The 24,461-nt window shown below is 54.2% G+C and carries 23 protein-coding genes; 4 read left to right on the forward strand and 19 right to left on the reverse strand.

What is annotated here, in order from left to right:
• Nucleotides 1-65: 65 nt before the first annotated feature.
• The 8 genes from L6966_RS01185 to L6966_RS01220 form a co-directional block, all read right to left on the reverse strand.
• Nucleotides 66-575 carry a GNAT family N-acetyltransferase gene (locus L6966_RS01185; RefSeq protein ID WP_237232732.1) on the reverse strand — a complete coding sequence of 170 codons (510 nt, stop codon included), beginning with the start codon at nt 573-575 and terminating at the stop codon, nt 66-68.
• A gap of 9 nt (nt 576-584) precedes the next feature.
• Complete coding sequence (locus L6966_RS01190) at nt 585-1,187, reverse strand: Panacea domain-containing protein (RefSeq protein ID WP_237232733.1); 603 nt, start codon at nt 1,185-1,187, stop codon at nt 585-587.
• 74 nt (nt 1,188-1,261) lie between these two features.
• Nucleotides 1,262-1,672 (reverse strand): MmcQ/YjbR family DNA-binding protein, encoded by a 411-nt coding sequence (locus L6966_RS01195; RefSeq protein ID WP_237232734.1) that lies wholly within the window; start codon nt 1,670-1,672, stop codon nt 1,262-1,264.
• Nucleotides 1,673-1,938: 266 nt separating this feature from the next.
• Nucleotides 1,939-3,084 carry a hypothetical protein gene (locus tag L6966_RS01200; RefSeq protein ID WP_237232735.1) on the reverse strand — a complete coding sequence of 382 codons (1,146 nt, stop codon included), beginning with the start codon at nt 3,082-3,084 and terminating at the stop codon, nt 1,939-1,941.
• Between the two features lie 13 nt (nt 3,085-3,097).
• Nucleotides 3,098-4,297, reverse strand: a complete 1,200-nt coding sequence (locus L6966_RS01205) for a GIY-YIG nuclease family protein (RefSeq protein ID WP_237232736.1) — start codon at nt 4,295-4,297, stop codon at nt 3,098-3,100.
• 12 nt (nt 4,298-4,309) lie between these two features.
• Nucleotides 4,310-4,513 carry a hypothetical protein gene (locus L6966_RS01210; RefSeq protein ID WP_237232737.1) on the reverse strand — a complete coding sequence of 68 codons (204 nt, stop codon included), beginning with the start codon at nt 4,511-4,513 and terminating at the stop codon, nt 4,310-4,312.
• A 17-nt stretch (nt 4,514-4,530) separates the two neighbouring features.
• Nucleotides 4,531-6,309 carry a DEAD/DEAH box helicase gene (locus tag L6966_RS01215; RefSeq protein WP_237232738.1) on the reverse strand — a complete coding sequence of 593 codons (1,779 nt, stop codon included), beginning with the start codon at nt 6,307-6,309 and terminating at the stop codon, nt 4,531-4,533.
• Between the two features lie 2 nt (nt 6,310-6,311).
• Nucleotides 6,312-9,110 (reverse strand): DNA methyltransferase, encoded by a 2,799-nt coding sequence (locus tag L6966_RS01220; protein ID WP_237232739.1) that lies wholly within the window; start codon nt 9,108-9,110, stop codon nt 6,312-6,314.
• Nucleotides 9,111-9,243: 133 nt separating this feature from the next.
• Here L6966_RS01220 and L6966_RS01225 point away from each other — a divergent pair, with 133 nt between their 5' ends.
• Complete coding sequence (locus L6966_RS01225; protein ID WP_237232740.1) at nt 9,244-9,864, forward strand: hypothetical protein; 621 nt, start codon at nt 9,244-9,246, stop codon at nt 9,862-9,864.
• A gap of 172 nt (nt 9,865-10,036) precedes the next feature.
• Here L6966_RS01225 and L6966_RS01230 read toward each other — a convergent pair whose 3' ends face one another.
• A complete protein-coding gene (locus L6966_RS01230; RefSeq protein ID WP_237232741.1) occupies nt 10,037-10,927 on the reverse strand; it encodes an Abi family protein in 891 nt (296 codons plus the stop codon).
• A 200-nt stretch (nt 10,928-11,127) separates the two neighbouring features.
• On the opposite strand from L6966_RS01230, the gene L6966_RS01235 reads away from it, so the two are divergent.
• A complete protein-coding gene (locus L6966_RS01235; RefSeq protein WP_237232742.1) occupies nt 11,128-11,706 on the forward strand; it encodes a DUF4126 domain-containing protein in 579 nt (192 codons plus the stop codon).
• 169 nt (nt 11,707-11,875) lie between these two features.
• On the opposite strand, the gene L6966_RS01240 is transcribed toward L6966_RS01235, so the two are convergent.
• Nucleotides 11,876-12,484, reverse strand: a complete 609-nt coding sequence (locus tag L6966_RS01240; protein WP_237232743.1) for an NAD(P)-dependent oxidoreductase — start codon at nt 12,482-12,484, stop codon at nt 11,876-11,878.
• Nucleotides 12,485-12,603: 119 nt separating this feature from the next.
• Here L6966_RS01240 and L6966_RS01245 point away from each other — a divergent pair, with 119 nt between their 5' ends.
• The gene (locus L6966_RS01245) at nt 12,604-13,029 is read left to right on the forward strand and encodes a winged helix-turn-helix transcriptional regulator (protein WP_083091768.1); all 426 of its coding nucleotides are present in this window, start codon (nt 12,604-12,606) and stop codon (nt 13,027-13,029) included.
• A gap of 159 nt (nt 13,030-13,188) precedes the next feature.
• Nucleotides 13,189-13,728, forward strand: coding sequence for a DUF805 domain-containing protein (locus L6966_RS01250; RefSeq protein ID WP_083091769.1), 540 nt, complete (start codon nt 13,189-13,191; stop codon nt 13,726-13,728).
• A gap of 112 nt (nt 13,729-13,840) precedes the next feature.
• Here L6966_RS01250 and dnaE read toward each other — a convergent pair whose 3' ends face one another.
• From dnaE to ftsZ, 9 genes are all read right to left on the reverse strand, one after another.
• Nucleotides 13,841-17,377 carry a DNA polymerase III subunit alpha gene (gene dnaE / locus L6966_RS01255; RefSeq protein WP_083091770.1) on the reverse strand — a complete coding sequence of 1,179 codons (3,537 nt, stop codon included), beginning with the start codon at nt 17,375-17,377 and terminating at the stop codon, nt 13,841-13,843.
• 25 nt (nt 17,378-17,402) lie between these two features.
• A complete protein-coding gene (locus L6966_RS01260) occupies nt 17,403-18,362 on the reverse strand; it encodes an RluA family pseudouridine synthase (RefSeq protein WP_237232744.1) in 960 nt (319 codons plus the stop codon).
• The gene (gene lspA, locus L6966_RS01265; protein WP_237232745.1) at nt 18,359-18,937 is read right to left on the reverse strand and encodes a signal peptidase II; all 579 of its coding nucleotides are present in this window, start codon (nt 18,935-18,937) and stop codon (nt 18,359-18,361) included. The genes L6966_RS01260 and lspA overlap by 4 nt, the downstream gene beginning before the upstream one ends.
• Before the next feature lie 152 nt (nt 18,938-19,089).
• On the reverse strand, nt 19,090-19,800 hold the full coding sequence (locus L6966_RS01270) for a DivIVA domain-containing protein (protein ID WP_083091773.1): 711 nt from the start codon (nt 19,798-19,800) through the stop codon (nt 19,090-19,092).
• Nucleotides 19,801-20,137: 337 nt separating this feature from the next.
• Nucleotides 20,138-20,437 carry a YggT family protein gene (locus tag L6966_RS01275; protein ID WP_237223718.1) on the reverse strand — a complete coding sequence of 100 codons (300 nt, stop codon included), beginning with the start codon at nt 20,435-20,437 and terminating at the stop codon, nt 20,138-20,140.
• A 10-nt stretch (nt 20,438-20,447) separates the two neighbouring features.
• A complete protein-coding gene (locus tag L6966_RS01280) occupies nt 20,448-21,194 on the reverse strand; it encodes a cell division protein SepF (protein ID WP_237232746.1) in 747 nt (248 codons plus the stop codon).
• Between the two features lie 190 nt (nt 21,195-21,384).
• Nucleotides 21,385-22,191, reverse strand: a complete 807-nt coding sequence (locus tag L6966_RS01285) for a YggS family pyridoxal phosphate-dependent enzyme (protein WP_237232747.1) — start codon at nt 22,189-22,191, stop codon at nt 21,385-21,387.
• Complete coding sequence (locus tag L6966_RS01290; protein ID WP_237232748.1) at nt 22,188-23,012, reverse strand: purine nucleoside phosphorylase YfiH/LACC1 family protein; 825 nt, start codon at nt 23,010-23,012, stop codon at nt 22,188-22,190. Before L6966_RS01290 ends, L6966_RS01285 begins: the two co-directional genes overlap by 4 nt.
• A 102-nt stretch (nt 23,013-23,114) precedes the next feature.
• A complete protein-coding gene (gene ftsZ, locus L6966_RS01295; protein ID WP_083091777.1) occupies nt 23,115-24,326 on the reverse strand; it encodes a cell division protein FtsZ in 1,212 nt (403 codons plus the stop codon).
• Between the last annotated feature and the right edge of the window lie 135 nt (nt 24,327-24,461).

Raw genomic sequence — 24,461 nt, forward strand, 5'->3', positions numbered from 1 at the left:
TATTTCAGCTGGTGGTCAATGTGTAACTTTTTTAGCAGGTCACCCTAACCACACAGCTATTCAAGCTATTGCGTAATAAGCCTTACAATTTTCCGGGCTGTGCTCATTGGAAGGTACATACGGTTACTTGATGCTGAAAGGCGTTTAAAACCAAATTTCTGGTAAAACCCGATAAGTTCTGGAGTGGCTGCGTCGAGCACGATGGCTCGTGTTGCAGCGATATCTGCTGCGGCAACAGCATACGAAATCGCTTCACCTAGTAGTCGCTTACCTAGCCCTCTGCCCTGCAAGCGTTCCAAAACGCCCATCTGTGCTATCAGAATATCGGTTGAATTGTTATCAAAATAGTTCCGTGCTTTTGAGCTTGCTTGGGGATGTTGTGTCAGCACAACGGTTTTAAGCGCGAAGAATCCCATAACAGTATTGTCATCAGCTAAGCACACCCAGGTAATAACTCTTTTCGCAGCTTGTTCGCTCAATGAGTTACTGCGGAACCAGTGGTCTACTGAGTCGAGGCCTGTTGTAAAATTCTCAGCCTGACTAGATGGAGAGATTGGTTCTATCGTATGCCACATTCCGCAGCCTTATCCTTCTGCCCACGCTGCGAGGATTCTCTTTTCTTCCTCTTCAGTAAAGGGCTCGAAGGAGCCCATGTAGACAGTATCCAGCTCGACTCTGCGTTGATCGGCCAGGTTCGCGTACCAGGTGCGCATTTCGTAGTCTGGGATAATGCTATGTAACCTGCCGGGGTGGTAATTATCTGACCAGGGCTTATCTTTATGGCTCAGAGCACGCAATTGGCTAGCTGACTGCTCCCCGAACTGTGACCAGATTGCATCAAGGTAGTTGGCAATATTTTCAGGTAGTTCCTGTTTACCGTTTCCACTTTGACTGGCATCTGCTACAACGATAATCCTGCGCCCAAATTGTTCGTAATGACGGCGGATGGACTCGACAACAGGGCCGTGCTCGAATGCTTCGATATGGGCATCGAAGAGGCGCTGCCCGGTCGACGCGAGGTAATTGGCTTGGGCGAAGTAAAGAAGTTTGTGGAGCTTCATCTGAGTAACGTCAGAGTCATCGCGTGAAGCATCACGGGCAAGTAGGTAAGTTGCTACTGCGAGCGGGGAGATACCTGTGACTAACGGTTCTGCTGCTACTAGTTGTAGGGAATCTGCTGTGCCCATGTTGTCCTCCTTCGCGCTGTGTTGTTGTGTTTCTAGCTTAGTGGTGCGGTTGTGAAAAAGATAGGGGAAGGTGGTTACCTTATCCCCGGGGTGATGCTCTCGGTCATCGTCTGCCAGCTGGGCGGACGCTTGGCTTTGGGCATGGCCTCGACGACGGTGAGGTAGGACTCGGTAATGAGCTCGCAAAGAAGTTCAGCGGGGAGGTCTGGGCCGTTGGTGAGGGTGTACCAGTGGGTTTTGTTCATGTGCCAGGCCGGACGCGCCGCCGGGTGGGTTTCGATGATGGCGGCGACGTCTGCCGGGTGGGCTTTGAGGTTGACCAGTTGGGTGCCGTCCTTCTCAGCTAGCACCATGAACCACTTGCCGCTCACGCGGGCAGCTTCGGCCTCGCTGCGGGGGCTGAAGCGGTAGATTTCAGCCTCGGGCAGGGCCAGGGCGTGCGCGGACGCCGCCTCGTAGAGGGCGCGGGAGGTGGAAAGGGGCATGGGGTCCAAGTTTATATAGTCATCCATCTTCATCTAACAGTCTTTTGCATAGCAGGACCCTAGTTCTTTTTTCATCTAGTACCCGGCTGTATTTTCATATGGTGAAGCAGGCTCACGCTCGCTGCCGACCCTCTCGCCTGGTTCGCTTCGCTCACGAGGCGATTCACGCCAGCCGCCGAGCCAGCAGCTTCGCTGCGAGCCTGCTTCATCTGCCCTTATGGATAAGCATCCTTTTCCAAATCTCTTGGAAGGTATAAAGCTTATTACTAATTAACACTTTCTAAAATTTTCTCCAGATCAGATCTCCGACTAGACAATGATCTATGTAGCCTCTCACGCACCAACTCCTCAATACCGTCTTTATATTCTCGAAATATCCTACGAATCCAAATCAAAGGAGATATGATTGTATAGATGATAGAGAATAGAAACAAAAGACTAACCAGCCAACCAGATACGCCACCACCAACCACCAATGCACCATAAATAACACCACTCGTGATCATTATCGGAGATAGACTCAATAGAATTGCTACCACCACCATCAGAGACAACTCTAAAACATTTTTCTCTGAAGCTACACTCCCTACAAAGCGAATTCTATTCCATCGCTCAAATATAAAAACAATAAAGCCGAGAGGGAATACAAAAGTGAATACGAATAATACGACCATTTTTCCGTCTTGCCACCCAAAGACTGAAACAACTACCGATAGAACCAATAGAAGAATAAGAGAAGGGAGATAATACTTGGCCAACATAAACCTCACTCTAAAAATTCCAGAGTACACACCAGACACACCCTTTGATTTTATTTTTAACACCTTCCCTTGGTAGTCATTCTTCTCGCACCATGGAGGAATGGCCAATCTGGAAATCTTTTTATCGATAGACTCCATCTCCTGAAGAACCCTTACGCTCGAAGGGGCTGTATTAAGGGCACCAAAAATAAAAACAAAAGATGAAATAATCATCGAAAAAAGCAGTTGGACAAAATTCTCTTCATTATGATAATAACCGGACCACACTTGAAACCCAAGCAACGACAAAGAAGAAGCGACAGCAATCAGAGAAATTAACGATATTGTCACTGAAAGATATCTCAGATTCTCCATGTAATCTAATTCAGCTTCCACCATCAATTTTCCTGGAATAATTGATAGTGCAATCATTAGAGCAACAACCAGTGCAGCCACAGAAAGCCACGTGCTCGAAGGAAAAATTTGAAAAGATTCTACAAGAACGCCGACTCCCTCCTTGAGCTTTGGTAAAATCTTATAAATATCCTCCCCTTGAATTTTGCCAGCATGAGGAATGAGAATTGAGCATGATACAACCAAAACCGAAGTAGCCAAAAAAACACTGATTATTATATATAAGTAACCCGTAAAAATATCTTTACGGGTCGGCACTCTAACATTCATTTCAGCTCTCTCCGATATATTTCAGCTTCTGCAGCTCCGGTACGTACTCGAAGTCCACGATGTCACCATTGATGACCATGAGTACAGCCTGATCAATAACCTCTAGGGGTACTATGAACCACTCTGAGGGTTTGAAAGGCTGCCCAGCTTCGTCGCTCAAAACGATGTCCAGGCGTACGTCACTAAAGATTCTGTGGAGGAGGTGCTCCAGCTTTGAAGCCTTCACATTCTGCACCGCGTATTCTGCAACCAATTCAACCGGTGCCATCAGGTAGGTGGGCTGTGTCTCTGCATGAGCTATTCGCTTCTGCACAGGCCCGCGCGAAAACCCGATCTTATAAAGGTCACGAAGCTGCGCAATATCCGGGTTAGTGCTCATCGATTTCAGCACATAAATGTAGCCGTCGGGCATGAAGTTATCGCCCAGTTCTTCGGTTGCGAAGTCACTGTGGTTTGTTTCTTGTAGGGCTAGGCCGTCTTTCTCCCCTAGCCGTACAGCCAGTGATTGGCGGTACATAGAGGATTCAGTACCGTTTTCGAAGATAACTCTCAGCCGCTCCTTGGGTACCATTCGATCACCATTTTTGACGTGTTCGGTCTCCCCTACCTCTGCCACGTAAAGCATGACTCCGCCGAGTACGAAGAAGCGCCCCTGCTTGATGGTTGAGACTCCAGTGTAGTCACCAAGTTTCAGCTCCCCAGTTTCCAGTTGCTGGTGTTTAAGCTCGAAGAAGGGCTTGAACTTTTCAAAGTCTTCGGCTTTTTTACGCTGAGCTACATCTAACTCATCGGGTTCTCGTTGCAGCTCCTCCATGCCAGTGAAGTCGTAGATATCATTCTCGTCTTCAAGCAGGTCAAAAACATCGATGTCACTTTCAAATAGCTCATCGACGCTGGTGGGTGCTTCGGGTAGAGCCAGAAGGTCAAACTCGTCTAGGTGCCGTACTAGATCAGCTTTGGCTTCATCATTGAGGAAACCCACTAGTCGTGCCCCTAGTTTTCGTTCTGAAATCTCAAGGGTTTCAGGCGAGGGCAGGCGGTCGTGCTCCCGTCGGAAATCTACGATCTCAAGAAAGGCACGTTCAAGCCGATCGGTAGCGGTAATGGGCTTGGGTTTCTCGGGGGTATCGAGCAGCCCGTCGGTGTCATCAGCAATGAGCTGGTCTAACAAATCATCGAATGAGGTTTTCTCAATGCTCATGGATTAGCCTTCCTAGCTCTGTGACTCTGTTTCGGGTGCCTGCCCAGCAGCTGCCCGTCGCTGTTCCCGTTCTCGCTTAGCTTTTTGCAGGATGAGTAGGGCTTCAGCATAGGTACGTTCGGTGGCGTCTTCGGTTCGACGTTCGGGTTTGCGGCCGTTGACCTGTACCCACATTTTAATTTTGGGGTAGAGAGCCAAGGCTTCTTCCGGTGTCATCACGATTTTATTGGTGGCTATGGTATCTGAAATAAGCCGAAGCACATTGGGGGGGTGACTGACTTTGAGAGTACCTCAAAGGCTTTCTGGAAGGGGTTAATAGTGTCAATCAGGTTGATGTTGAGGTCGTCAATGTTGATGAACTTATCAGCCATCATCACAAATTTTTTATCACCTACGTTGCGTACTTCGCCGTTCTTGACGACGGAGTCCACAACAACCTGCTGACGGACTTCTTCTACTTCTTCATCATTGAGGTCGGGGTACTGGGTGCGGATAATTTTGGGGATGATGACCTTGTTAGTGGTTTCTGCATCGAGGGCTCCTGTTGCGGCTCGGGCAAAGGAGTCATCTTGCAGGATTTTGGCTTTGAGGTCGTTAAGGTCGGTGCGGACGATTTGGCGTACTCGTTCTGTTGAGGGTTCTTTGAAGCCTTTGATGGCGATGGTGCCGGGGTCGGGGTAGTCGTCGTTCCCCTTTTTGGCTTTGAAGTTGAAGTTGGGGGCTAGTACCTGTTCCATGAGCAGGGATGCTGTGATGGCTTTGAGGGTGTTGTTGACGGAGACTGTGACCTGGCTTTGGGCGGCGTCTGGTTCGGCGATGAGGTTGGTGAATTGGGCGTGGGTTTTGCCTTCTGAGTCTCGGGTGACTCGCCCAATGATTTGGATGACTTCGGTGAGGGAGGCTCGGTAGCCGACGGTGAGGGCGTGTTCTGCGTAGGGCCAGTCGAAGCCTTCTTTGGCCATGCCGAGTGCGATGATGATGTCTACTGCGTCGCGGTTTGTGGAGGCGATGGTGGTGAGGTAGGTGAGGGTAGCGCTGCGTTTTTTGGGGTCGGTGTCGTCTACGAGGTCGGCTACGCGCACCAGTTGGCCGGTGTCTTTGCGGCGCATGACGATGATTCCGGTGTCGTCTTCGGTTTCTACGTGGTCGCCGATGGTGTCGAGGATGAAGCCGACTTCTTCGTATTTGTCTTTGGTAGATTCGCCTGATCCAACGCTGGGTATGTGCAGGATGGTTTTCTTGTCGAGGTCGAGTACCTGGTCGATGGCGTCGGTGTAGCGCCCCTGGTAGAAGTGGTGGCCAATTCCTAGGGTTTTGAGGTGTTGGTAGCCGTTGAGCTGGTCGTAGTAGTTGAAGGTGACGGGGGTGAATTTGGCTTCATCTTCGGGGGTGAGCACGGGTACGGAGTCGCCGCGGAAGTAGGAACCTGTCATGGCGACGATGTGGGCGTCGGAGTGGGCCATGATGTCGCTGAGTAGGGAGCCGAGGCGGCTGTTGTCGAGGTCTGCTGAGACGTGGTGGAATTCGTCGATGGCGAGCACGGTGCCGTTGAATTCTTCGGGGGCGAGTTTTTCGAAGGCGAAGCGTAGGGTGGCGTGGGTGCAGACGAGGACGGTGTCTGGGCCTTTGAGGAAATTGGTGAAGCGGTCTACTTTTTTACTGGATGAGCCGGGGGTACAGAGGTTGTTTTCGGGTTTGACGTCCCAGTCGGCGAAGAAGCCGTGGGCGGTGAGCTTGGTGCTGGCGAAGGAGGCGCCGATGGAGCGTTCGGGAACGGCGACGATGACCTTGGTGCGGTCTTGGTTGAAGAGTTTGTCGAGGCCGACGAACATGAGGGCACGGGATTTGCCGGAGGCCGGGGGTGCTTTGACCAGTAGGTATTGGGCGGCTCGTTCGGCGTAGACGCGGCGTTGCATTTCGCGCATGCCCAGTTCGTCGGTGGTGACGGAGGTGCCTGCTTGGGCGTAGGTGACGTTGACGATGTTCTTGGTCTTGTCGGTTGGAGTGCTCATGGTTAGTTCTCGTGGGTGGTGGGTGTGGTGGCAGGTGCGGACGCGGTTGTTTTGGGTCCGCGGGCCCTGCGGCTGGTTTTCTTGGCGGCTTTGGCAGCTGCTTCGCCTTCTGCTTCTTCGGCGGTCATTTTTTCGTAGAGATCGAAGAGTACTGCCAGGCGTTCTTCGTCTGTTTCGAAGGGTTTTTTGGAGTAGAGGGAGTCGACGAGGTAGTCGATAGCCAGGTGGGCGCTTTTCAAGTCGTCTGGCATTTTGTCGGGGTCGTAGAGTTCAGCCAGGGTCTTCTCGCAGTGGTACTCACGGACGTCAAGGACGCGCAGGGCAGCAGCGGTCAGCTTCTCCTTAGTCTTCTCGTTGAGTGGAGGAACCGGGAAGGTGTTGTAGACCAGGGTGTTGGTATAACGTAACCGAGTTTCAAGTTTGCCACCAACAGTAGCTACCCAAACCATGTGTAGTCGCGAGGTGAGAAGAGCAAAAAGCCAGGGTTCAGCGTCATAAATCGCATACGCAAGATTTGAGATAACGGTATCATCACCCACAAAGCCAATCGGAATATAAGATCGCCGCTCAGAAGAAACGCTTGGAACGATAATAGCCTTCCCAATATTCTGTTCCCGGAAACGCCAAGGAGTCTCAGCTAATTTTTGAGCCCCTTTGTCGCGGCTTGCCAGCCTCATCTTTTTTACTCGGTTGAACCGTTCGCCGACAAGTGGCGAGTCCTTCAACATTAAATATTCAGATTCATTTATCCAAAGGCAGAAACGATCTTTACCGTTGATATACTCGCTCGCGCCAACAAATTTTTTTAAGAACTTTGACAGACTATTTCCAGCAGCTATTAGTTCATCTTTTTCATTGCTTGATAATATTAGATTCCCCCCGTCGACAGATTTGTTACCAAATTTCATAGCAGGAAATTCAGAACATAAAGGATTACTTCTACCCGACACTATTAAATCATCACCATCAGTCAAATAGGGAGATATATTATCCACAATTTGACTCACTTTTTCAGAATACAAGTATTTACTATCTTGAGATAGGTTTCTGAGACTAATCACCACTACGGAGACACCCGCATTCCGTTTGGCGTTGTTCTCCCATTTAAAGGAGGTATAGGCGTAGCCAATCTCAATCCCACCACTAAGGATCGTAGGGAACATGAGGGCTACGTGGTCGCCTTGGGCTACTGAGTTCGTTGAGACGAAGGCTAGCTGGGCCTTTGTGCCGCGGATATGGTCCGCTCCCTTAACGAACCAGAGGGCAATATAGTCCAGTTTCTTAGAGTAGGGTCGCTCCCCAAATACGTAGGGGAAGTCTTCCTTTTGCTCCTTGGTTTGCATGGAAGATCCCACATAGGGTGGATTACCGATCAGATATACTTCATCTGTTCCCTCGTTGGGGCAGATCTGCTTCCAGTCGAGGCGGGTGGCGTTACCGGCCTTAATCTGGCCTGTCTCTTTGAGGGGAATCAGAGGAATTTCGATGCTGAATTTTTCCTTGAACTCCCGGTTCATCTGGTGCTTGGCAATCCAGAGGGAGAGCACCGCTATTTCTACCGCAAAGTCGTCGATCTCAATGCCGTAGAAGTGTTCAATGGAAATCTGTGAGTCGTGGTAGAGGAAGCCCTGCTTGTTACCGCCAATCGTTTGGAGGCGCTCTAAGATAGCGTGTTCCAGGCGGCGGAGCTCCTTGTAGGCAATGACCAAGAAATTACCGGACCCACAGGCAGGGTCAAAGATTCGGATTGCCGCTATGCGATTCAGTAGTTTCTGTAGTTTCTTGACGCTGTTGTAGGCTGCGTCGAACTCTTCGCGCAACTCATCCAGGAAGAGGGGTTCGATGGTTTTGAGAATGTTCGGCACCGAGGTGTAGTGCTGCCCTAGGTCAGAGCGCTGACCCGGGGCAACCACTGCCTGGAACATGGAACCGAAAATATCCGGGTTGATCTCCTGCCATTTGAGGGTGCCCAGCTCAATGAGGGACTCCCTTGCCTTCTGGGTAAAGGCAGGCACCACGAGCCCCTCGTTCTCACCGCCCCTACTGAACAGCCGGCCGTTCACGTAGGGGAAGTCCGCAAAAACCCCGGTCTTCTCGTGGGGATCAGAGGTATCAAGGGCATCAAAGAGACCTGTCAAGAATTCCTGGGTGTCACTACCATCCGCCTGGGTGAACCTGCTTACCGCATTCGTGAACTGGTTATCGTCAAAAATTCCGGTGTCCTCTGCGAAGAAGCAGAAGAGCAGGCGGGTAAAAAACACGTTAAGCAGGTGGCGGGCGCTCTCCGACTCAGTTACATGCGGGTTGGCTGAAAGCAGTTCATCAAAAAGCTTGCCCATCTTTTCAGCTGCCTTGACATCGGCGTGGGCTTCTGAGGTGTACTGGGCTTTTTCCATCCCGGCCCAGGGAAGGAAAAAGGTGAACTTCTGGTCGATCTGGGCAATAGGGGTTGCGAGAGTTTCACCGGTTTTGGTGTCAGCGGCCAACAGTTCCTGGTAGTCAGTCACGATAATAAACCGCGGGGAATAGCGGGTGACGTGGGCTGCGAGCCGGAGCTTTTCTAAAAGTTCTAGGGTGTCTTGCCCGGGCCAGGCTTCGCTGAAGTAGACGTAGTTCTTCAGGGCAACCTCGCGGTCAGGATCCTGAGCAACATTCAGATGCCCGCTTCTGAGGCGGCTAATGGTGCTTTTGGGGCGGCCGTAAGCTGCCAGCAGGTCGAAGATGAAGTCCTGGTCATAGACTTCACGCCGTCCTAGCGGCTTCATGCGTTCCTCAATTGCGGAAAGGTTCAACCGAGCCATGCCACTCCCCTATGGTGATAAGATTTCGACTTCTCTAAGGATACCCATTCTGGGCTTCGGCTAGACGATGTAGACACTACAGCATCACAGCGAAAGGCTTTCTGGGGCCTATCTACCCTGGGATAATTGGAGCATGGTATTCATAGCTACTCTTGATCCTTGGTCATTTTTGAAAACTGAAGCCGGTCCGCTGACCGTCATAACAGCAATTCTTGGTGTTATCTTTGCGGTGCTCAACCTCATGAAGCTAGCGTCAGACTCTCGCGAGCGCACCAGGCCCTACATTGCTCTCGAACCGAGGCTGGGCGTCCATCTCAACGGTGCAATTGATTTAGTGGTTACTAACTACGGTCAGTCCCCCGCACACAACGTTGTTCTCAAGCCGCTTGGTAAACTAGAGGGCGGAGAAAATGAGTATATTTTGCCGCTTCTGGATAAGGTCTTCAATCGCCCTTTCTATTTAGCTCCACATGCAAGTTTCAGAATCATATGGCGGACAGTCAAAGCAGAAAAAGTCGGAGGAACTCCAGAAGTTCTAGATGTAGAAGTTACATATACATGGGATAAACCTGGCTTGTTCAGAAGAAAATTTCAGTACGCAGAGGTGATAACCGTTGATACAGGTTTTACTGCCGCAGCTCCTGTTCCGGTTACGGGGCCAAAAAGAATGAGTGGTGATTCTAGAGATAAGGCTTTAGTTAACATCGACAATGCAATTAGGACGCTGAGTCAGCACGTTGCAAATCGCTACTAGGGAATTTTCAGCATCAGGTGAACATTCATTGACGGTTCGTTCAGAGATGTTTCTTCAAGAAAAGGAACACAGGAAGGAGCAACTCCTCAACCTCGTGTGCCGATGTGAAAAGCGTAGAGTTGGTTAGCTTCACTCAAAGAACCTGCTTGTTTTACCCCTACCCTCCACGATGCTATGGGCGGTGGTCTCTCGGAGAAACCGGGGTCGTATACCCCTTCCACGTATGACTAGAGTGAGAAAAGAGTTTGAATACTTCTGGCATGAGAGGTTGCCCAAGACCGGCTCGTACATAGAGATCATCCAACGAGGCAATGACATCCGCAACAGATCGAGGCTCAAACTGCCCCACTAGCCTTTTAGCTTTTACTCGAACATTGTTAGGGGTAGGGCCAGCATCAATCACCGAGTGGTGCCACAAGCGACTATGATGAGCACATCTATTTCTCAGGTACACCAGCGCCCTAATTCTATAGGCAAAGCCTGCTTTAGCTACCCCGAGTTCTTGAGCTACTTTTCGGGCTAGTTCTCCACTATCACCTAGCTCAATCACTTTAGATAGGGTGCCAAAGGAAAATGCCTCAACCGCAGACCAAATCGGTAAAGACTGAAGGCCGTCTCCTTGGCCGGCACCCTGTTCCACATACTTCAAGATGTGCCGATCACGGCTCCTATCTATATCCCTGGTACAGGCTAACCGAACATGGTCACCAGTTGACCCATAAAAATCAGAATCTAGATAACGGCGGTATGCTTCATAGTCTCGGGCCAGTACCCTAGCAAGTACTGTTCTGAGTAGCAGCTCAATCTCGGTTAGGCGAGCAAGTAGCAAACCACGCAGCCTCGCGTCATCATCATAAACCCGACAAATAGCACTGAACGATACTCCGGTGCGAAATGTATCATCACCTCGTTCTGGAGCGACCTGAAAATACCGGGCATACCCTGAAAATCTGTAATAGTTATTGGTCCTGAAGAATTCTAGACAGGCATCTAAATTATCTACCGCTAGACCCCGTTTCACCACGAGATCGGCCTGTTCTTCTGGGGTAAGGTAGGGCTTCATTGCACACCTTTCAGATGCAAAAGGCCCCTCCCATTTGAGCTTCTGCGATAGGCTTGGGAGGGGGACGATTGTATTCATCATAGCATTGATACAGGCTACATGAAACTCGATAAACCTTAAAGGGCAGGGCCAGCGCTGAGGCAGCCGCCGCCATGCAGAGTCAGCCTGAGTCTTCTGGCTCTCCCGGTAGACTGAGTTCCATGGAAACCCTCATGCTCACCCTGAGTTCCGGCGCTGTCAGCGGGATCCGCCCCTACCTGATGCTCCTACTCCTGGGTCTTTCTGGCCGCTTCTTCGGCCTGGATATCGTCCCTGCCGCCCTGCAACGCACCGATGTGCTCGTGATAGCGGGCGTCCTCGTCCTCGTAGATTTTGCCGCCGACAAAATTGCCCTCTTCGACTCCTTCTGGGACACCGCCCACACCATCATCCGCCCCGTCGCCGGTGGCGCTATCGGCTACCTCCTCGGCGGAGAAACAAGCACCGCCAACGCCCTCGTGCTTGCGGCCGTCGGTGCAGCGAGCGCCTTCGGCGTCCACGCCACCAAGACCAGTGCCCGCGCCGTCGTCAACCTCTCCCCCGAGCCTGTCTCCAACATCGCTGTCAGCATCGGCGAAGACATTGCCGCCTTCTTCTTCGGTATCTTTGCCCTCCTCCTGCCGATTCTGGCGGGTTTCGTCGCCCTTACCTTCATCATTCTGGGGGTATTCATCACCGTCTACCTGGTACGCCGCGTAATCCCCCTGCTCAAAAAGCGGAGGGAAGGGAAAACGGCCTAGTCAACCCCACACAAAGGACCGTGAAGCGTGCTGCTTCACGGTCCTTCTTCATGCACCTGGAGTGGGTCTGTCTGCCTCCGGCAGGAATGATTGCTGCCCTGCCCCAGCTACCATATCGAGCACCCGGGAACTATTGTTCCCTATCTTTGTGCAAGATAAACAGGTAGTCCTACTTACCCTGGGCTGCTGCCTCATCAGCTGAAGCAACGGTGAAACGGGTACCGGCGTGGGCGGGGTTTTCAATTTCGTCCAGGGCCGCTACGGCGAAGTCCTGGGTGGAGACGAACATGCCGGCGGGGACGTCCAGCTCGGTACGGTAGTCACCGGTACGGGCGCCGGGGGCGATCATGGGTGAGGGGGCCAGCATGGTCCAGTTCAGACCGGACGCAGCCCGGTAGTCCTCAAGGACGGTTGCGAAGGTCTTGGCTTCGGGCAGGTATTCTGCGGGGAAGTCGGGGCTCTCCAGCAGCAGGCCTTCCCCGACATTCAGGGCACCGGCACCGCCAACAACCAGGAAGCGGCCGGTGGGGGCAGCGGCTATGAGGGCACGGTGGGCGGCAATAGCTGCGGAGTAGTCACCACGGCTAGCTACGGAAATGACGGTGGCATCAGAGGAGTTAATGACCTCTACCAGGGCTTGGGTGTTAGCCAGATCAAGGGCTGAGGTGCCTGCTGAGCCGCTGCGGGTGTAGCCGGTGACTTCGTGGCCGCGGTTCTTAGCTTCTGCGACGATGTCTGAGCCGACCATACCTGCTGCGCCGATGACTGAGATGTTCATGGGGTTTCTCCTTGAAGAAGTTGTTTTCGTTTTCTGATAGTTCTATAGTATATTTTAGAAACTAATTACCTCAAGGTAACTATTGGAAGATTTTTAAAAAACTTTTCGAAAGGCCCACCATGCCCTCCTCAACCCAGGTCAGCGCGGACGTCCGCCCCGCTTCCCCGCCCGACGCAGAGCAGCTGCCCGCCGACGTTCTGAGCCAGCACTGCCCCTCCCGCATGGTGCTGCGCCACCTGACCGACCGCTGGACACCGCTGATCGTCGCCGTGCTTGCTGACGGTGAGCCGGTGCGGTTCAAGGACATCAAAACCCGGGTAGAGGGCATCTCACCCAAGGTTCTCACTGAAACCCTGCGCTCCATGGAACGCGACGGGTTGGTTGAACGCCTGGTCACCGCCAGTGTGCCCCCGCGCGTGGACTACAAGCTCACTCCCCTAGGCGCCACCACCGTAGAGCCTCTTACAGCAGTGCGTATCTGGGCCGAAACCCACCTAGCTGAAGTACAGGCCAACCGCCAGCGCTACGACTCCACACGGCTTTAAACAACCAGATTCCTTTGCCATAACTGCCCGTAGAGCATTAAATATTTATTCTTAGAGGTCAGAGCCGCTACACTAAGAAGCGGAGTCAGCTTTGCCCCCTAGCTACCTGGCTCCATGTACACATCACTAAATCGCATATGATTCGAAAGGGTTCCCCTCATGGAGAACACTGACTATCACCAGCCAGCTTCGACCGGTTCACAGCCCCGCCCCGCTGTCGGTTTCAGCCAGGCACTGAAAAATAATTTCAAGTACCTCTTCCACTTCTCAGGTAGGGCATCTCGCTCAGAGTTCTGGTGGGTTTACGGCACCTTTTATCTCGTTACACTCGTCATGGCAATCATCTTGAGCTTTGCCGTCGCAAGCAGAGTGAGCGAAGTAGCCAGGTTCAATGAGGCCTCCACTCAATACGTGACTGGTGAAATCACCCGCGCTGAGTACGAGGCACTCGCTGAAAGTAGCACCGAGCCTGCCTACGGCGTCATTGTTCTTCTCATTCTTCTCGGGCTTTGGGGTCTAATCACGCTTGTTTGCACTATTGCCGTCAGCTGGCGCAGGCTACAGGACGCTGGTTTTCACGGCGCTTTCTACCTGCTTACCCTCGTTGCTCTTGGTATCGTTCCGTTCGTCATGTACTTCTTCCCCAGCTCACCCAAGGGCTACCAGTACGATAAACCAGCCGATATAGGCCGCCCCTAACGCGCTACCGCCTTCTGTGCAAGGTGGAGCACAACAGTGAGAGCACGTAGAGTCTACGTGCTCTCACTGTTTTAAACGGTTGCAGTGGGTAGGGCGTTCCTTGTTCCCCAAGCTACGCGTCCAAGCAGGCCGGGCCCAGGAGCACCTTCAAGTCACCAAAGAGAGCCGGGTTTGGGTTAACACGCAGGTCTGCGCCCAGACGAATCAGCAGACGCTTGGTACGGGTAGTCATGGCGATTCGCACCTCGGATTCACCGCGGTGGTTGCGCAGAATATCGCGCAGCTGCCCCAGAGCCTCCTCGGTAGCCTTGTATTCCGGGAGCACGATGGTCACTGGTCCACCCACACTGTCCGCCGAAATCTCGGGTATATTCAGCTCCTGGGCGCTTAGAGTCACCGACCCGTCGTCACGGCGCTGCAGGCGCCCCTTGATGGTACAAATCAGGTCTTCGGCCAGCACCCCCGCAATCGGCTCATAGGCCCGGCCAAAGAACATGACCTCAATAGACCCCGTGCGGTCCTCCAGCTCAATCCGAGCATAGGGGTTACCCGAGTTCTTGGCGATGCGGCGGGAGACCGAGGTAATCATGCCTGCTACGGTCACAATCGCACCGTCAGGCTTAACCGAATCCTCAGAAAGCAAGCCCTGGATGGTTGAATCCGAGAGAGCATCAAGGGCATCTTCTAAGCCGCGTAGGGGGTGGTCAGAGACGTAAAGGCCCAGCATCTCGCGCTCAAAGTTGAGCTTGTCGCGCTTCTCCCATTCGGGGGAATCCGGAACCTGCACCGCAAACTCCCCGACCGGGTTATCCTCCTCAAGCCCTAGCCCACCGAAGAGGTCAAACTGACCGGCGGCCTCCTGCCGCTTGATTGAGACGGTTGCGTCAATGGCCTCCTCGTGAATCATAGAGAGCGGGCGTCGGTTGTGACCCAGCGAGTCAAAAGCACCGGCCTTAATCAGCGAATCCACGGTACGTTTATTGCAGACCACAACGGGCACCTTGGCGAGAAAGTCATTGAAACTCTCATAGCGGCCCTTCTCCTCGCGGCTAGCAACCATGGCCGCAACCACATTGGCACCCACGTTACGAATTGCTCCCATACCAAAGCGAATGTCGTCACCCACAGGGGTGAAGTTCAGGGCCGATTCATTCACATCGGGCGGTAGCACCGTAATCTTCATGTGGCGGCATTCGTTTAGGTAGAGCGCCAGTTTGTCTTTGTCATCGCCAACCGAGGTCAGCAGGGCAGCCATGTACTCCTGGGGAAAGTGCGCCTTCAGGTAGGCAGTCCAATAAGACACCAGACCGTAGGCTGCGGTATGAGCCTTGTTAAAGGCGTAGTCAGAGAAGGGAAGCAAGATGTCCCACAGTGCCTTCACCGCGCCCTCAGAGTAGCCGTTATCAAGCATGCCCTGGCGGAAGGTGGCGTACTGTTTATCCAGCTCCTCCTTCTTCTTCTTGCCCATGGCACGGCGCAGAATGTCTGCCTCACCCAGAGAGTAGTTAGCAACCTTCTGGGCGATCGCCATAACCTGCTCCTGATACACAATCAGGCCGTAGGTGGTTCCCAGAATTTCCGCCAAAGGCTCCTCAAGCTCCGGGTGGATGGGGGTGACCTCCTGTAGACCGTTTTTGCGCAGGGCATAGTTGGTGTGGGAGTTCGCACCCATGGGGCCTGGGCGGTAGAGGGCCAGGACCGCCGAAATGTGCTCAAAGTGGTCGGGCTGCATGAGCTTGAGTAGCTGACGCATGGGCCCGCCGTCGAGCTGGAAGACGCCCAGGGTGTCGCCACGAGCAAGTAGCTTGTAGGAGGCAGCGTCATCAAGTTCAAGTGTCTCAAGATCAAGGTCAAGGTCGCGGTTGAGCTTAATATTTTCAATCGCATCCGAAATGATGGTCAGGTTACGCAGGCCCAAGAAGTCCATCTTAATCAGCCCCAGCCCCTCACAGGTGGGGTAATCGAACTGGGTGATAACCTGCCCGTCCTGCTCTCGGCGCATAATGGGAATCACATCAATGAGGTCGTGACTCGACATAATGACGCCCGCCGCGTGCACGCCCCACTGGCGCTTGAGGCCCTCAAGGCCCTTGGCTGTTTCAAAGACCTTAGCGGCATCCTGATCAGTCTCAATCAGGTCTCGCAACTCCTGCGCATCGTTGTAACGCTTGTCGTCAGAGTTATAGACATTCGCCAAGGCAATATTTTTGCCCATGACGTCCTCAGGCATGGCCTTGGTCAAGCGCTCACCGGTGGAGAAGGGGTAGCCCAGCACACGGGAGGAATCCTTGAGCGCCTGCTTGGCTTTAATAGTGCCGTAGGTGACAATCATAGCCACCTTATCTTCGCCGTACTTCTCGGTCACATAGTGAATCACTTCAGAGCGGCGGCGATCGTCAAAGTCCACGTCGAAGTCAGGCATGGAAACGCGATCAGGGTTGAGAAAGCGCTCGAAAATCAGGTCGTGTTCAAGCGGATTCAGGTCAGTGATACGCATGGCGTAGGCAACCATAGAGCCCGCACCCGAGCCGCGACCGGGGCCCACGCGGATGCCGTTCTCCTTGGCCCAGTTGATAAAGTCGGCAACCACCAGAAAGTAGCCGGGGAAGCCCATCTGGGAGATAACGTCCACTTCGTACTCAGCTTGCTTGCGGACATCATCGGGCACCCCCTTGGGGAATCGATAGTGCAAGCCGCGCTCAACTTCTTTGACGAACCAGGATTCCTCGTTTTCGCCCTCGGGTACGGGGAAGTTGGGCATATAGTTGGCCTTGGTATTGAACTCCACAGAGCAGCGCTCGGCGATCTCCATGGTGTTGTTGCAGGCCTCGGGGTAGTCGCGGAAGAGTTCGCGCATCTCAGCTGGCGACTTGAGGTAGAAGTTATCGGCGTCGAATTTAAAACGTTTAGGGTCCTGCAAGGTGGAGCCCGACTGCACGCAGAGCAAGGCGGCGTGCGCTTTGGCGTCCTCGGCGTGAGTATAGTGCAGGTCGTTGGTAGCGACCAGGGGCAGGTCGAGCTCTTTGGCGAGCTTGAGCAAGTCGGCCATCACGTTTTTCTCGATGGAAAGACCGTGGTCCATGAGCTCGCAGTAGAAGTTTTCTTTGCCGAAGATGTCACGGAAGTCAGATGCCGCCTGCAGGGCCTCGCGGTACTGGCCCAGGCGCAAACGAGTCTGGACTTCACCAGAGGGGCAGCCGGTAGTGGCGATCAGGCCCTTGCCGTAGGTTTGCAACAGGTCGCGATCCATACGCGGCTTGTAGAAGTGCCCCTCAAGTGAGGCAAGCGATGACGCCCGAAACAGGTTATGCATGCCCTGTGTGTTCTCTGCCCACATGGTCATGTGCGTGTAAGCGCCACCACCAGAGACGTCATCACGGCCGCCCTCACCAAACTTCACTCGGGTTCGGTCAGAACGGGCTGTGCCCGGGGTCAGGTAGGCTTCCACCCCAATAATGGGTTTAACCCCGGCTTGCTTGGCCTTGTTCCAAAAGTCGAAGGCACCAAAGAGAAAGCCGTGGTCGGTCGTCGCTAAGGCATTCATGCCGAGATTCTTGGAGTGCTCAAAGAGATCGGTGAGTCGGGCGGCACCGTCAAGCATGGAGTACTCGGTGTGCACGTGCAAGTGGGTGAAGTCAGTTCGAGTCATGACGCTACCTCTCTACAAATCTCAACTAAGAACCAAAGTTGCCCTCGCGCAGGGCTTCTAGCGCGTAGACCAAATCCTGCGGGTAGGGGCTCACATATTCGACGGGCTCACCGGTGCTAGGGTGCGTAAAGCCTAGGCGGTGAGCGTGAAGCCACTGGCGGGTCAGCCCCAGGTGGGCTGAAAGCACCGGGTCAGCCCCATAGGTCAGATCACCGGCGCAGGGGTGGCGTAAAGCCGAAAAATGCACGCGGATCTGATGAGTACGGCCGGTCTCAAGGTGCACCTCAACCAGGGACGCCGGGCCAAAAGCTTCTTGTACCTCATAGTGGGTGATAGCGGGTTTTCCGTCCTCGCTGACCGCAAATTTCCACTCGCTGCCGGGATGACGGCCAATCGGGGCATCAATGGTGCCCTTGAGGGGGTCGGGTAACCCCTGCACCAGAGTGTGGTACACCTTATTCACTGTTCGCTCTTTGAAGGCACTCTTGAGCACCGAGTAGGCGCGCTCATTTTTAGCGACCACCATGAGGCCTGAGGTACCCACGTCCAAGCGGTGCACGATGCCCTGCCGTTCAGCAGCTCCGCTGGTGGCAATCTCAACTCCGGCATACTTGAGGGCGCCGACGACGGTAGGCCCGTGCCAGCCCATGGAGGGGTGGGCTGCAACACCGGTGGGCTTATCGACCACCACTATGTCATCGTCCTGGTACACGAGGGAGAAACCATCAATCTGCTCCGCCTCAATCCGTGTAAGGTCACGAGGGGGTGAGCCAGTAGCACGCACGGTCTGCCCGGCAGCTACCTTGGTGGACGCCTTTGCCTTCACTTCCCTGCCCCCGGTATCGAAAAGCCTTACAGCGGCGTCTCTAAACCAGGTAGCCACCGTAGCACGGGACTGGCCAGAGACCTCCGCCAGCAGGGCGTCTAAACGGGTACCCGCCTGCTCCCCTGCTATCACAAATTCCAGCTCAATCTTCTGGCTCATTCCGATGCCCCACCTTTCACAGCGGTCTCCTCAGCTTTTACCTCCCGCTGACCATCCATGCGATAGCCCAGAAAAGTAAGCAGAACAATCGCAGCCATCGAAATACAGATAGAGGCATCCGCAATGTTAAAAATCGCAAAGTTCGGCACAGAAATATAATCCACTACATGGCCCACTCCAAAGCCCGGCTCGCGAAAGAGACGGTCATGCAAGTTGCCCACAATCCCACCGGCCAGGGTCGCTAGAAGCACCACCCAGGGAAGGGTGCGGGCACGGACGATGAGCCACAGGCAGACCAGAGCCCCCACGGTCGATATGATGGTGAAAATCCAGGTGGATCCCTCCCCCATTGAAAAAGCAGCACCGGAGTTCAAATAGTAGCGCCACCAAAGCCACCCATCAATAACGGTGATGGTTTGCCCCACCTGCATGGTGCTCTCCACCAGGTGCTTCACCCACTGGTCAACCCCATAGATGGTAGCGAACAGCGCACCGGCCAGTAACGCCTTGCTCAGCCCAGAAATCGTCCGCACGGGCACCGTCATCGTACCCTCACCACTCCTCGCCGAAGCCACAGCGCCCCCGTAAATCTCTCATCAAAAACTGCACACCCTAGCTTATCGTGTCTGGGCCGCCCCGGGTACCGCTAGAGACTATCTTAAACATCTCAGGCGGCAACCCCCTGCGCAGGGAATTGCCGCCTAAGGTATATACCCAATCTTAAAGACTAGAGCTTATTGTTGTTAGCTCCACCGCCATTACGCTGGTTAAAAGCGCCAAACCCCTGGGTCTGCTTCGAGTCATTAGCGGTTTTAGCTACGGCTGGAGCGCCATCACCCTTGGGTTCCAGTGCCGGAGCCTCCTCAAGGTTGGTCAGCTGCTTATTCAGGTAGTCGCGTAGCGAAGTGCGGTACTGGTTCTCAAAGGAACGCAGCTTGGCCACAGAAACTTCAAGGGCACTCTTGCTCCTTTCAAGTTCACCCAAAACCTGACTTGACTTCTGCTCAGCGTCAGTAACCAACTTACTGGCTTCATCGCGGCCTTCACCGATGAGACGCTCACGCTCACGCTTGCCCTCTAAGACGTAGTCGTCGTGGACCTTCTGAGCCATGGCCAGCAGGCCAGTTGCGCTAGAGGGTGCGCCAGCGGAGTCAGCAACAGGAGCTGAAGCTGCAGGTGATGCAACCGAGTTAGTGGCAGACTGCTGGGAGGTAGCAGCCGCTGCCGCTGTACCGGTGGACTGCTGTGCAGGAGCCAGAGAAATCTTCGCTTCAGCTTCTTCAAGCTGACGTTTCAGGCTCAAATTTTCAGCGTTCAGACGGCGTAGCTCAATGACAATCTCATCGAGAAAGTCATCAACCTCTTCGGGGTTGTAGCCTTCCTTAAACTTAGTTGGCTGGAAGCGCTTGTTAATGACTTCCTCAGGCGTGAGTGCCACGATTGTTCACCTCTATTTTCTAAAACGTATTTGCTTCGGCCACTAGCGCCCAGCAGGCAGATGACATTCCACCCGCGTTCGGCTTTGAACCCGGCCTCAAGATGAGCGGTTCGAGTCAAGCTACAGCAGAGTTGGCTGTTAGCGCTCGTGTACGACGCTCGAACTCTCAGTGCGTTGAAAGTTCGGGTAGTCCCCTATTTACTACAACACAAAATTACATGGCAACGGCAGAGCTTGCAACATTCTAGGCGCACATTAAGGATGAGCCACTGGTCACGCATCCGCTCACTAGCGCACTCACCGCGACCCGCCCACGCTGGGCGGGGTAGCCCTTGTTTTACGACAAAGTTTGCGTCAGCCTACTGAGTACCATAAAGCCAAACCCTAGAGCCACTAGCAAGACCATAAATCCCAAATCCAGCGAGATACCACCCAGGTTCAAAGGCTTGATAAAGCGGCGGGTCACGTTCATGAGCGGGTCTGTTACCGAATACACAAAAGAAGCCAAAATCAACGTTATGCCCTTGGGGCGCCAGTACCGGGCAAACATTGTCACCCAGTCAAACACCAGACGAATCATGAAGGTCACGATGAGCAAATACAGCGCAATCGCCAGCAGGGATACAAGGTAACCCATAGTCCGTAACCTAAACCTGATTGAAGGGGGTTACGTCGTCGTCGCTATCGAGGGCGACGGGGACCTCGGTACCTTCAGCACCCAGCACCTCAAGATTGGCGGGGGTTAACAAAAAGACTTTGTCGGTGACGCGCTCAATATGGCCATTGAGTGCGAAAGCCAAACCCGCAGAGAAGTCAATAAGACGCTTTGCGTCGGCATCTCCCATGTCGGTCACATTCATGATGACCGGGATATTCTCGCGAAAGGACTCGCCGATAATCTTGGCATCGTTGTAGGAGCGGGGGTGGATGGTGGTGATACGGCGCAATTCGTCGCTGCTTTCTTCGGGGACGGATGGGGTGAAAGAGGGCGCGCTACGGGCGACCCTTGAATCGGTGGCAGGGAGGTCCCACTCGTCTGAACCAGTGGAGTTCAGCTCGAGCAGTTTGTCAGCTTCAGTGGTGGATACGCTACCGTAAGGACGCTCTGAGGAGGATGTTCCGTAGGTTTCGGTGACATGAGACCGGGGCGCATTATTCTGAGCCGCTACCTGGTCAGAAGCTATACCGTGGAGCACGTCGCGGTCAGCTGTGGAGGAGGCGTAGGTGCGCGGCTCACGTGTTAAACGGTCGTCGTAGTCTTCGTACTGGTCATCGGGCATGAAAACAGTTTCTTCATAGACCGTCTCAGGGGTACGGCGCTCCGCCCGTTGGTTATCATCTTCTACCTGGCCCAGACCTAGGTAGGCCATCGCCTGGTGAAGTGTGCGAGCCATGTGTTCCCTCCCTCGTCAACAGTGTTGCCCACCCGGTGGTTTCGGGCGCTGTTTCCACTGTTCCAACAACCTTTTACGGTACCAAAAATATGCCGCCTGTGCCGAATGACAAGCCCATGAAGCATCTGCCGATTCCCGGTGAATTCAGGGGCAAGGTCCTTAGCCGTTGGGCTGATGTATGGAGCAAAGGTTAGGCAACGGGGCGGGGGCCCATGATGGCTGAGCCGACTCGGACTTCGGTGGAGCCCCACCGTACAGCTTCAGCCAGGTCGTGGCTCATACCGGCTGATATGGTTGTAGCTTGCGGGTAAGTTGCTTGGAGTTGCTGGGCGTAACCGTAGAGACGCTCAAAGGCGGCTGCTGCGTCCTGCCCCAGCGGGGCAACTGCCATCATCCCTCCCAGGGTGAGTCCCGGTAAAGATTCGATGCGTTCGGCAAGGGCCGCCACATCTGCTGGGGCAGCACCACCCCGAGCCCCAAGAGCTGCCTGACCCGCGGTAGCCTCAACCGACTCATCTAGACCAATCTGAATAAGGCAACGCAATCCACCGTGGGCGTGGGCTGCGGGAGCGGGAGCTTCACCAGCTTCGTAGCGCGCTAGACGGTTGGTATAGGCTTTCGAGAGCGCATCAGCTAATTGCAGGCGATCCACCGACTGCACCTCGCTAGCGTACTGCACCACTGACTTTGATTTATTTGTCTGTAGCTGGCCGATAAAGGCCCAACGGAGTGAGCCGCCAGTGTAGGTAGCCAGTTCCTTGGACTTAGCCGAAGCTTCTTGGTCTCGGTTCTCGCCGACCTTGCCCATCCCCGTGTCGTACAGGGCCGCCACGTCAGAGGCTGGAAAGAACTTGGTGACCACAACCAGCTCAGGGGCTGGCGAGGCTGTGGTGCGAGCACCACTGACATCTTGGGCTGCCTGTTCAAGAATTTTGCGGACGCCCCCCACCCGCTCGCGCAGTTCAGCGGCCCGCTCAGGGGTATAGGTCAGTTTCACCGGCCTGTCTCCTCATCGATAGTGTTTTGTGCAGACTCTACCCAGACCAGACCTGCGATTCGGCCAGCAGCTTCTGCTCGCTGTGTATGACCACGGTGCGAATAGAGATCTGAGGTTTCAAAAGTGCAGGCTGCTGTATCGGTATGAACGGCAATACCCGCCGGGTGGCTACTCAACACTGCAACTGCACCGGCTGGCAGGTCAAGACCTGGGGTGCCCCAGCTCGTTCGAGAAGCCACCTCTGCACACTGCGCAACTGACTCTGTGAACATACTCTCGGGGACTTCATAGCAACGCCCACAGATGGAAGGGCCGAGCCAGGCATGAATATTTTCTGCTTCACGGGCCACCAGGTCATGAATCTCAGCCTGCAGAACCCCGTCCAGCAGACCGCGGCGGCCAGCGTGGGCTACACCCAACACCGGCTGGCCGCTCTGACGGTGCTCCCCTATAAACACAACGGGAATACAATCAGCCACCATAATCGCCAGGGGTTTTGCCTCCGAGCTAGAGGCGGCATCTGCAGTGGGGGCCGAAAGATGTGCGCCCGGGAGCACCTGCCTATGCCCCGCGGGCAGGGGGTTGGTTTGGTCCGCGTTGAACACCGCAGTTCCGTGTACCTGGTTCAGATAGGTGAATCCGTAGAGAGCACTGGGGCCGAGCAGTCGTTCTTCGAGTCTTGTGCGTGCAGTCAATACTTCGGCCTGGCTGCCGCCAACATGCAAGCCCAGGTTACCTGCTCCGACCGAGGTGAAAGCTACCTTTACTACAGAACCGTCAACGGTTCTATGCTCAGCGCTCGAAAACAGAAAGTCCGTCACGGGGGCTCCTGGTAGGTGAAGTTTAAAGACGAGAGGGGTGGAAGCAGCCGGTGCTTCCACCCCTCTACCCTATCTCGTTTGAAACGAGCAGGGCCGTTTTTGTTACTTTAGAAAGTCCGGAACGTCGAGGGTCTCACGGCGGCTCTGCTGATTGTCTTCAACTACAGGCGGCAAATCTACATCGAAACCCGCGTTGGTAGGAACGTCAGCGCTACCGTTGTTCCTATTGCTACCCGCAGCAGGTGCAGAGCCAAAGCCATTACCCGCCGTAGCGGGGGCGGCTGAGGTGCCGCCGAAGGACTGCTGGGTGCGTGCAGCCTGGTTAGCTGCCGCATTAGTGCTGTTGGAGTTGGTTTCGGGGTCAACAGAGTCGAAGCCTGCTGCGATGACGGTAACACGTGCCTCGTCACCCAGCGCATCGTCAATGACGGCACCAAAGATGATGTTGGCATCGGGGTGCGCGACCTCCTGAACCAGGCGAGCTGCTTCGTTAATTTCGAACAGACCCAGGTCTGAACCGCCCTGGATAGAGAGCAGAACGCCGTGGGCGCCGTCAATTGATGCTTCGAGTAGAGGTGAGGCTATAGCCAGCTCAGCTGCCTTGACAGCACGGTCCTCACCTGAGGCCGAACCAATGCCCATGAGCGCTGAACCTGCGCCCTGCATGACGGACTTGACGTCAGCAAAGTCGAGGTTGATCAGGCCCGGGGTAGTAATCAGGTCGGTGATGCCCTGAACACCAGAGAGCAGGACCTGGTCTGCTGATTTGAAGGCATCAAGCATGGATACGTTTCGGTCTGAGATAGAGAGCAGTCGATCGTTAGGAATCACAATCAGGGTGTCGACCTCATCACGAAGTGAGGCGATGCCGGTTTCTGCCTGGTTGGAGCGGCGGCGGCCCTCGAAGGTGAAGGGGCGGGTAACAACACCGATAGTCAACGCGCCGAGAGAGCGTGCAATGCGGGCAACGACGGGGGCGCCACCGGTACCAGTGCCACCACCTTCACCGGCGGTCACGAAGACCATATCTGCACCCTTGAGGACCTCTTCAATTTCCTGTTCGTGATCTTCGGCAGCCTGACGCCCAACATCGGGATTAGCGCCTGCACCCAGGCCTCTGGTCAGTTCGCGGCCGACGTCAAGTTTGACATCTGCATCCGACATGAGCAGAGCCTGAGCGTCGGTGTTAATTGCGATAAATTCAACGCCACGCAGACCAACCTCAATCATGCGGTTGACAGCGTTGACGCCACCGCCGCCGATACCGACGACCTTAATGACTGCCAGGTAGTTCTGGGGAGTTGCTGTATCCATGGAATCCCTACTATTTTGTGCTTTATTCAGGCCAACTCAACTATCGATTTAAAGTTGAGAATTGGAGTAAACCTATTAATTCAATCAATGAAAGATTATCAACTTCACCTGACATTGTCGCCCTGGTTTCACTAA

The sequence above is a fragment of the Rothia nasisuis genome (assembly GCF_928381405.1).
GTDB lineage: Bacteria > Actinomycetota > Actinomycetes > Actinomycetales > Micrococcaceae > Rothia > Rothia nasisuis.

Excerpts from the sequence above, each read along its gene's own strand:
- L6966_RS01185 (WP_237232732.1), bottom strand. The coding sequence starts at position 575 with ATGTGGCATACGATAGAACCAATCTCTCCATCTAGTCAGGCTGAGAAT.
- L6966_RS01190 (WP_237232733.1), bottom strand. The coding sequence starts at position 1,187 with ATGGGCACAGCAGATTCCCTACAACTAGTAGCAGCAGAACCGTTAGTC.
- L6966_RS01195 (WP_237232734.1), bottom strand. The coding sequence starts at position 1,672 with ATGCCCCTTTCCACCTCCCGCGCCCTCTACGAGGCGGCGTCCGCGCAC.
- L6966_RS01205 (WP_237232736.1), bottom strand. The coding sequence starts at position 4,297 with ATGAGCATTGAGAAAACCTCATTCGATGATTTGTTAGACCAGCTCATT.
- L6966_RS01210 (WP_237232737.1), bottom strand. The coding sequence starts at position 4,513 with ATGACACCGGAAGAAGCCTTGGCTCTCTACCCCAAAATTAAAATGTGG.
- L6966_RS01215 (WP_237232738.1), bottom strand. The coding sequence starts at position 6,309 with ATGAGCACTCCAACCGACAAGACCAAGAACATCGTCAACGTCACCTAC.
- L6966_RS01220 (WP_237232739.1), bottom strand. The coding sequence starts at position 9,110 with ATGGCTCGGTTGAACCTTTCCGCAATTGAGGAACGCATGAAGCCGCTA.
- L6966_RS01225 (WP_237232740.1), top strand. The coding sequence starts at position 9,244 with ATGGTATTCATAGCTACTCTTGATCCTTGGTCATTTTTGAAAACTGAA.
- L6966_RS01230 (WP_237232741.1), bottom strand. The coding sequence starts at position 10,927 with ATGAAGCCCTACCTTACCCCAGAAGAACAGGCCGATCTCGTGGTGAAA.
- L6966_RS01235 (WP_237232742.1), top strand. The coding sequence starts at position 11,128 with ATGGAAACCCTCATGCTCACCCTGAGTTCCGGCGCTGTCAGCGGGATC.
- L6966_RS01240 (WP_237232743.1), bottom strand. The coding sequence starts at position 12,484 with ATGAACATCTCAGTCATCGGCGCAGCAGGTATGGTCGGCTCAGACATC.
- L6966_RS01245 (WP_083091768.1), top strand. The coding sequence starts at position 12,604 with ATGCCCTCCTCAACCCAGGTCAGCGCGGACGTCCGCCCCGCTTCCCCG.
- L6966_RS01250 (WP_083091769.1), top strand. The coding sequence starts at position 13,189 with ATGGAGAACACTGACTATCACCAGCCAGCTTCGACCGGTTCACAGCCC.
- dnaE (WP_083091770.1), bottom strand. The coding sequence starts at position 17,377 with ATGACTCGAACTGACTTCACCCACTTGCACGTGCACACCGAGTACTCC.
- L6966_RS01260 (WP_237232744.1), bottom strand. The coding sequence starts at position 18,362 with ATGAGCCAGAAGATTGAGCTGGAATTTGTGATAGCAGGGGAGCAGGCG.
- L6966_RS01275 (WP_237223718.1), bottom strand. The coding sequence starts at position 20,437 with ATGGGTTACCTTGTATCCCTGCTGGCGATTGCGCTGTATTTGCTCATC.
- L6966_RS01280 (WP_237232746.1), bottom strand. The coding sequence starts at position 21,194 with ATGGCTCGCACACTTCACCAGGCGATGGCCTACCTAGGTCTGGGCCAG.
- ftsZ (WP_083091777.1), bottom strand. The coding sequence starts at position 24,326 with ATGGATACAGCAACTCCCCAGAACTACCTGGCAGTCATTAAGGTCGTC.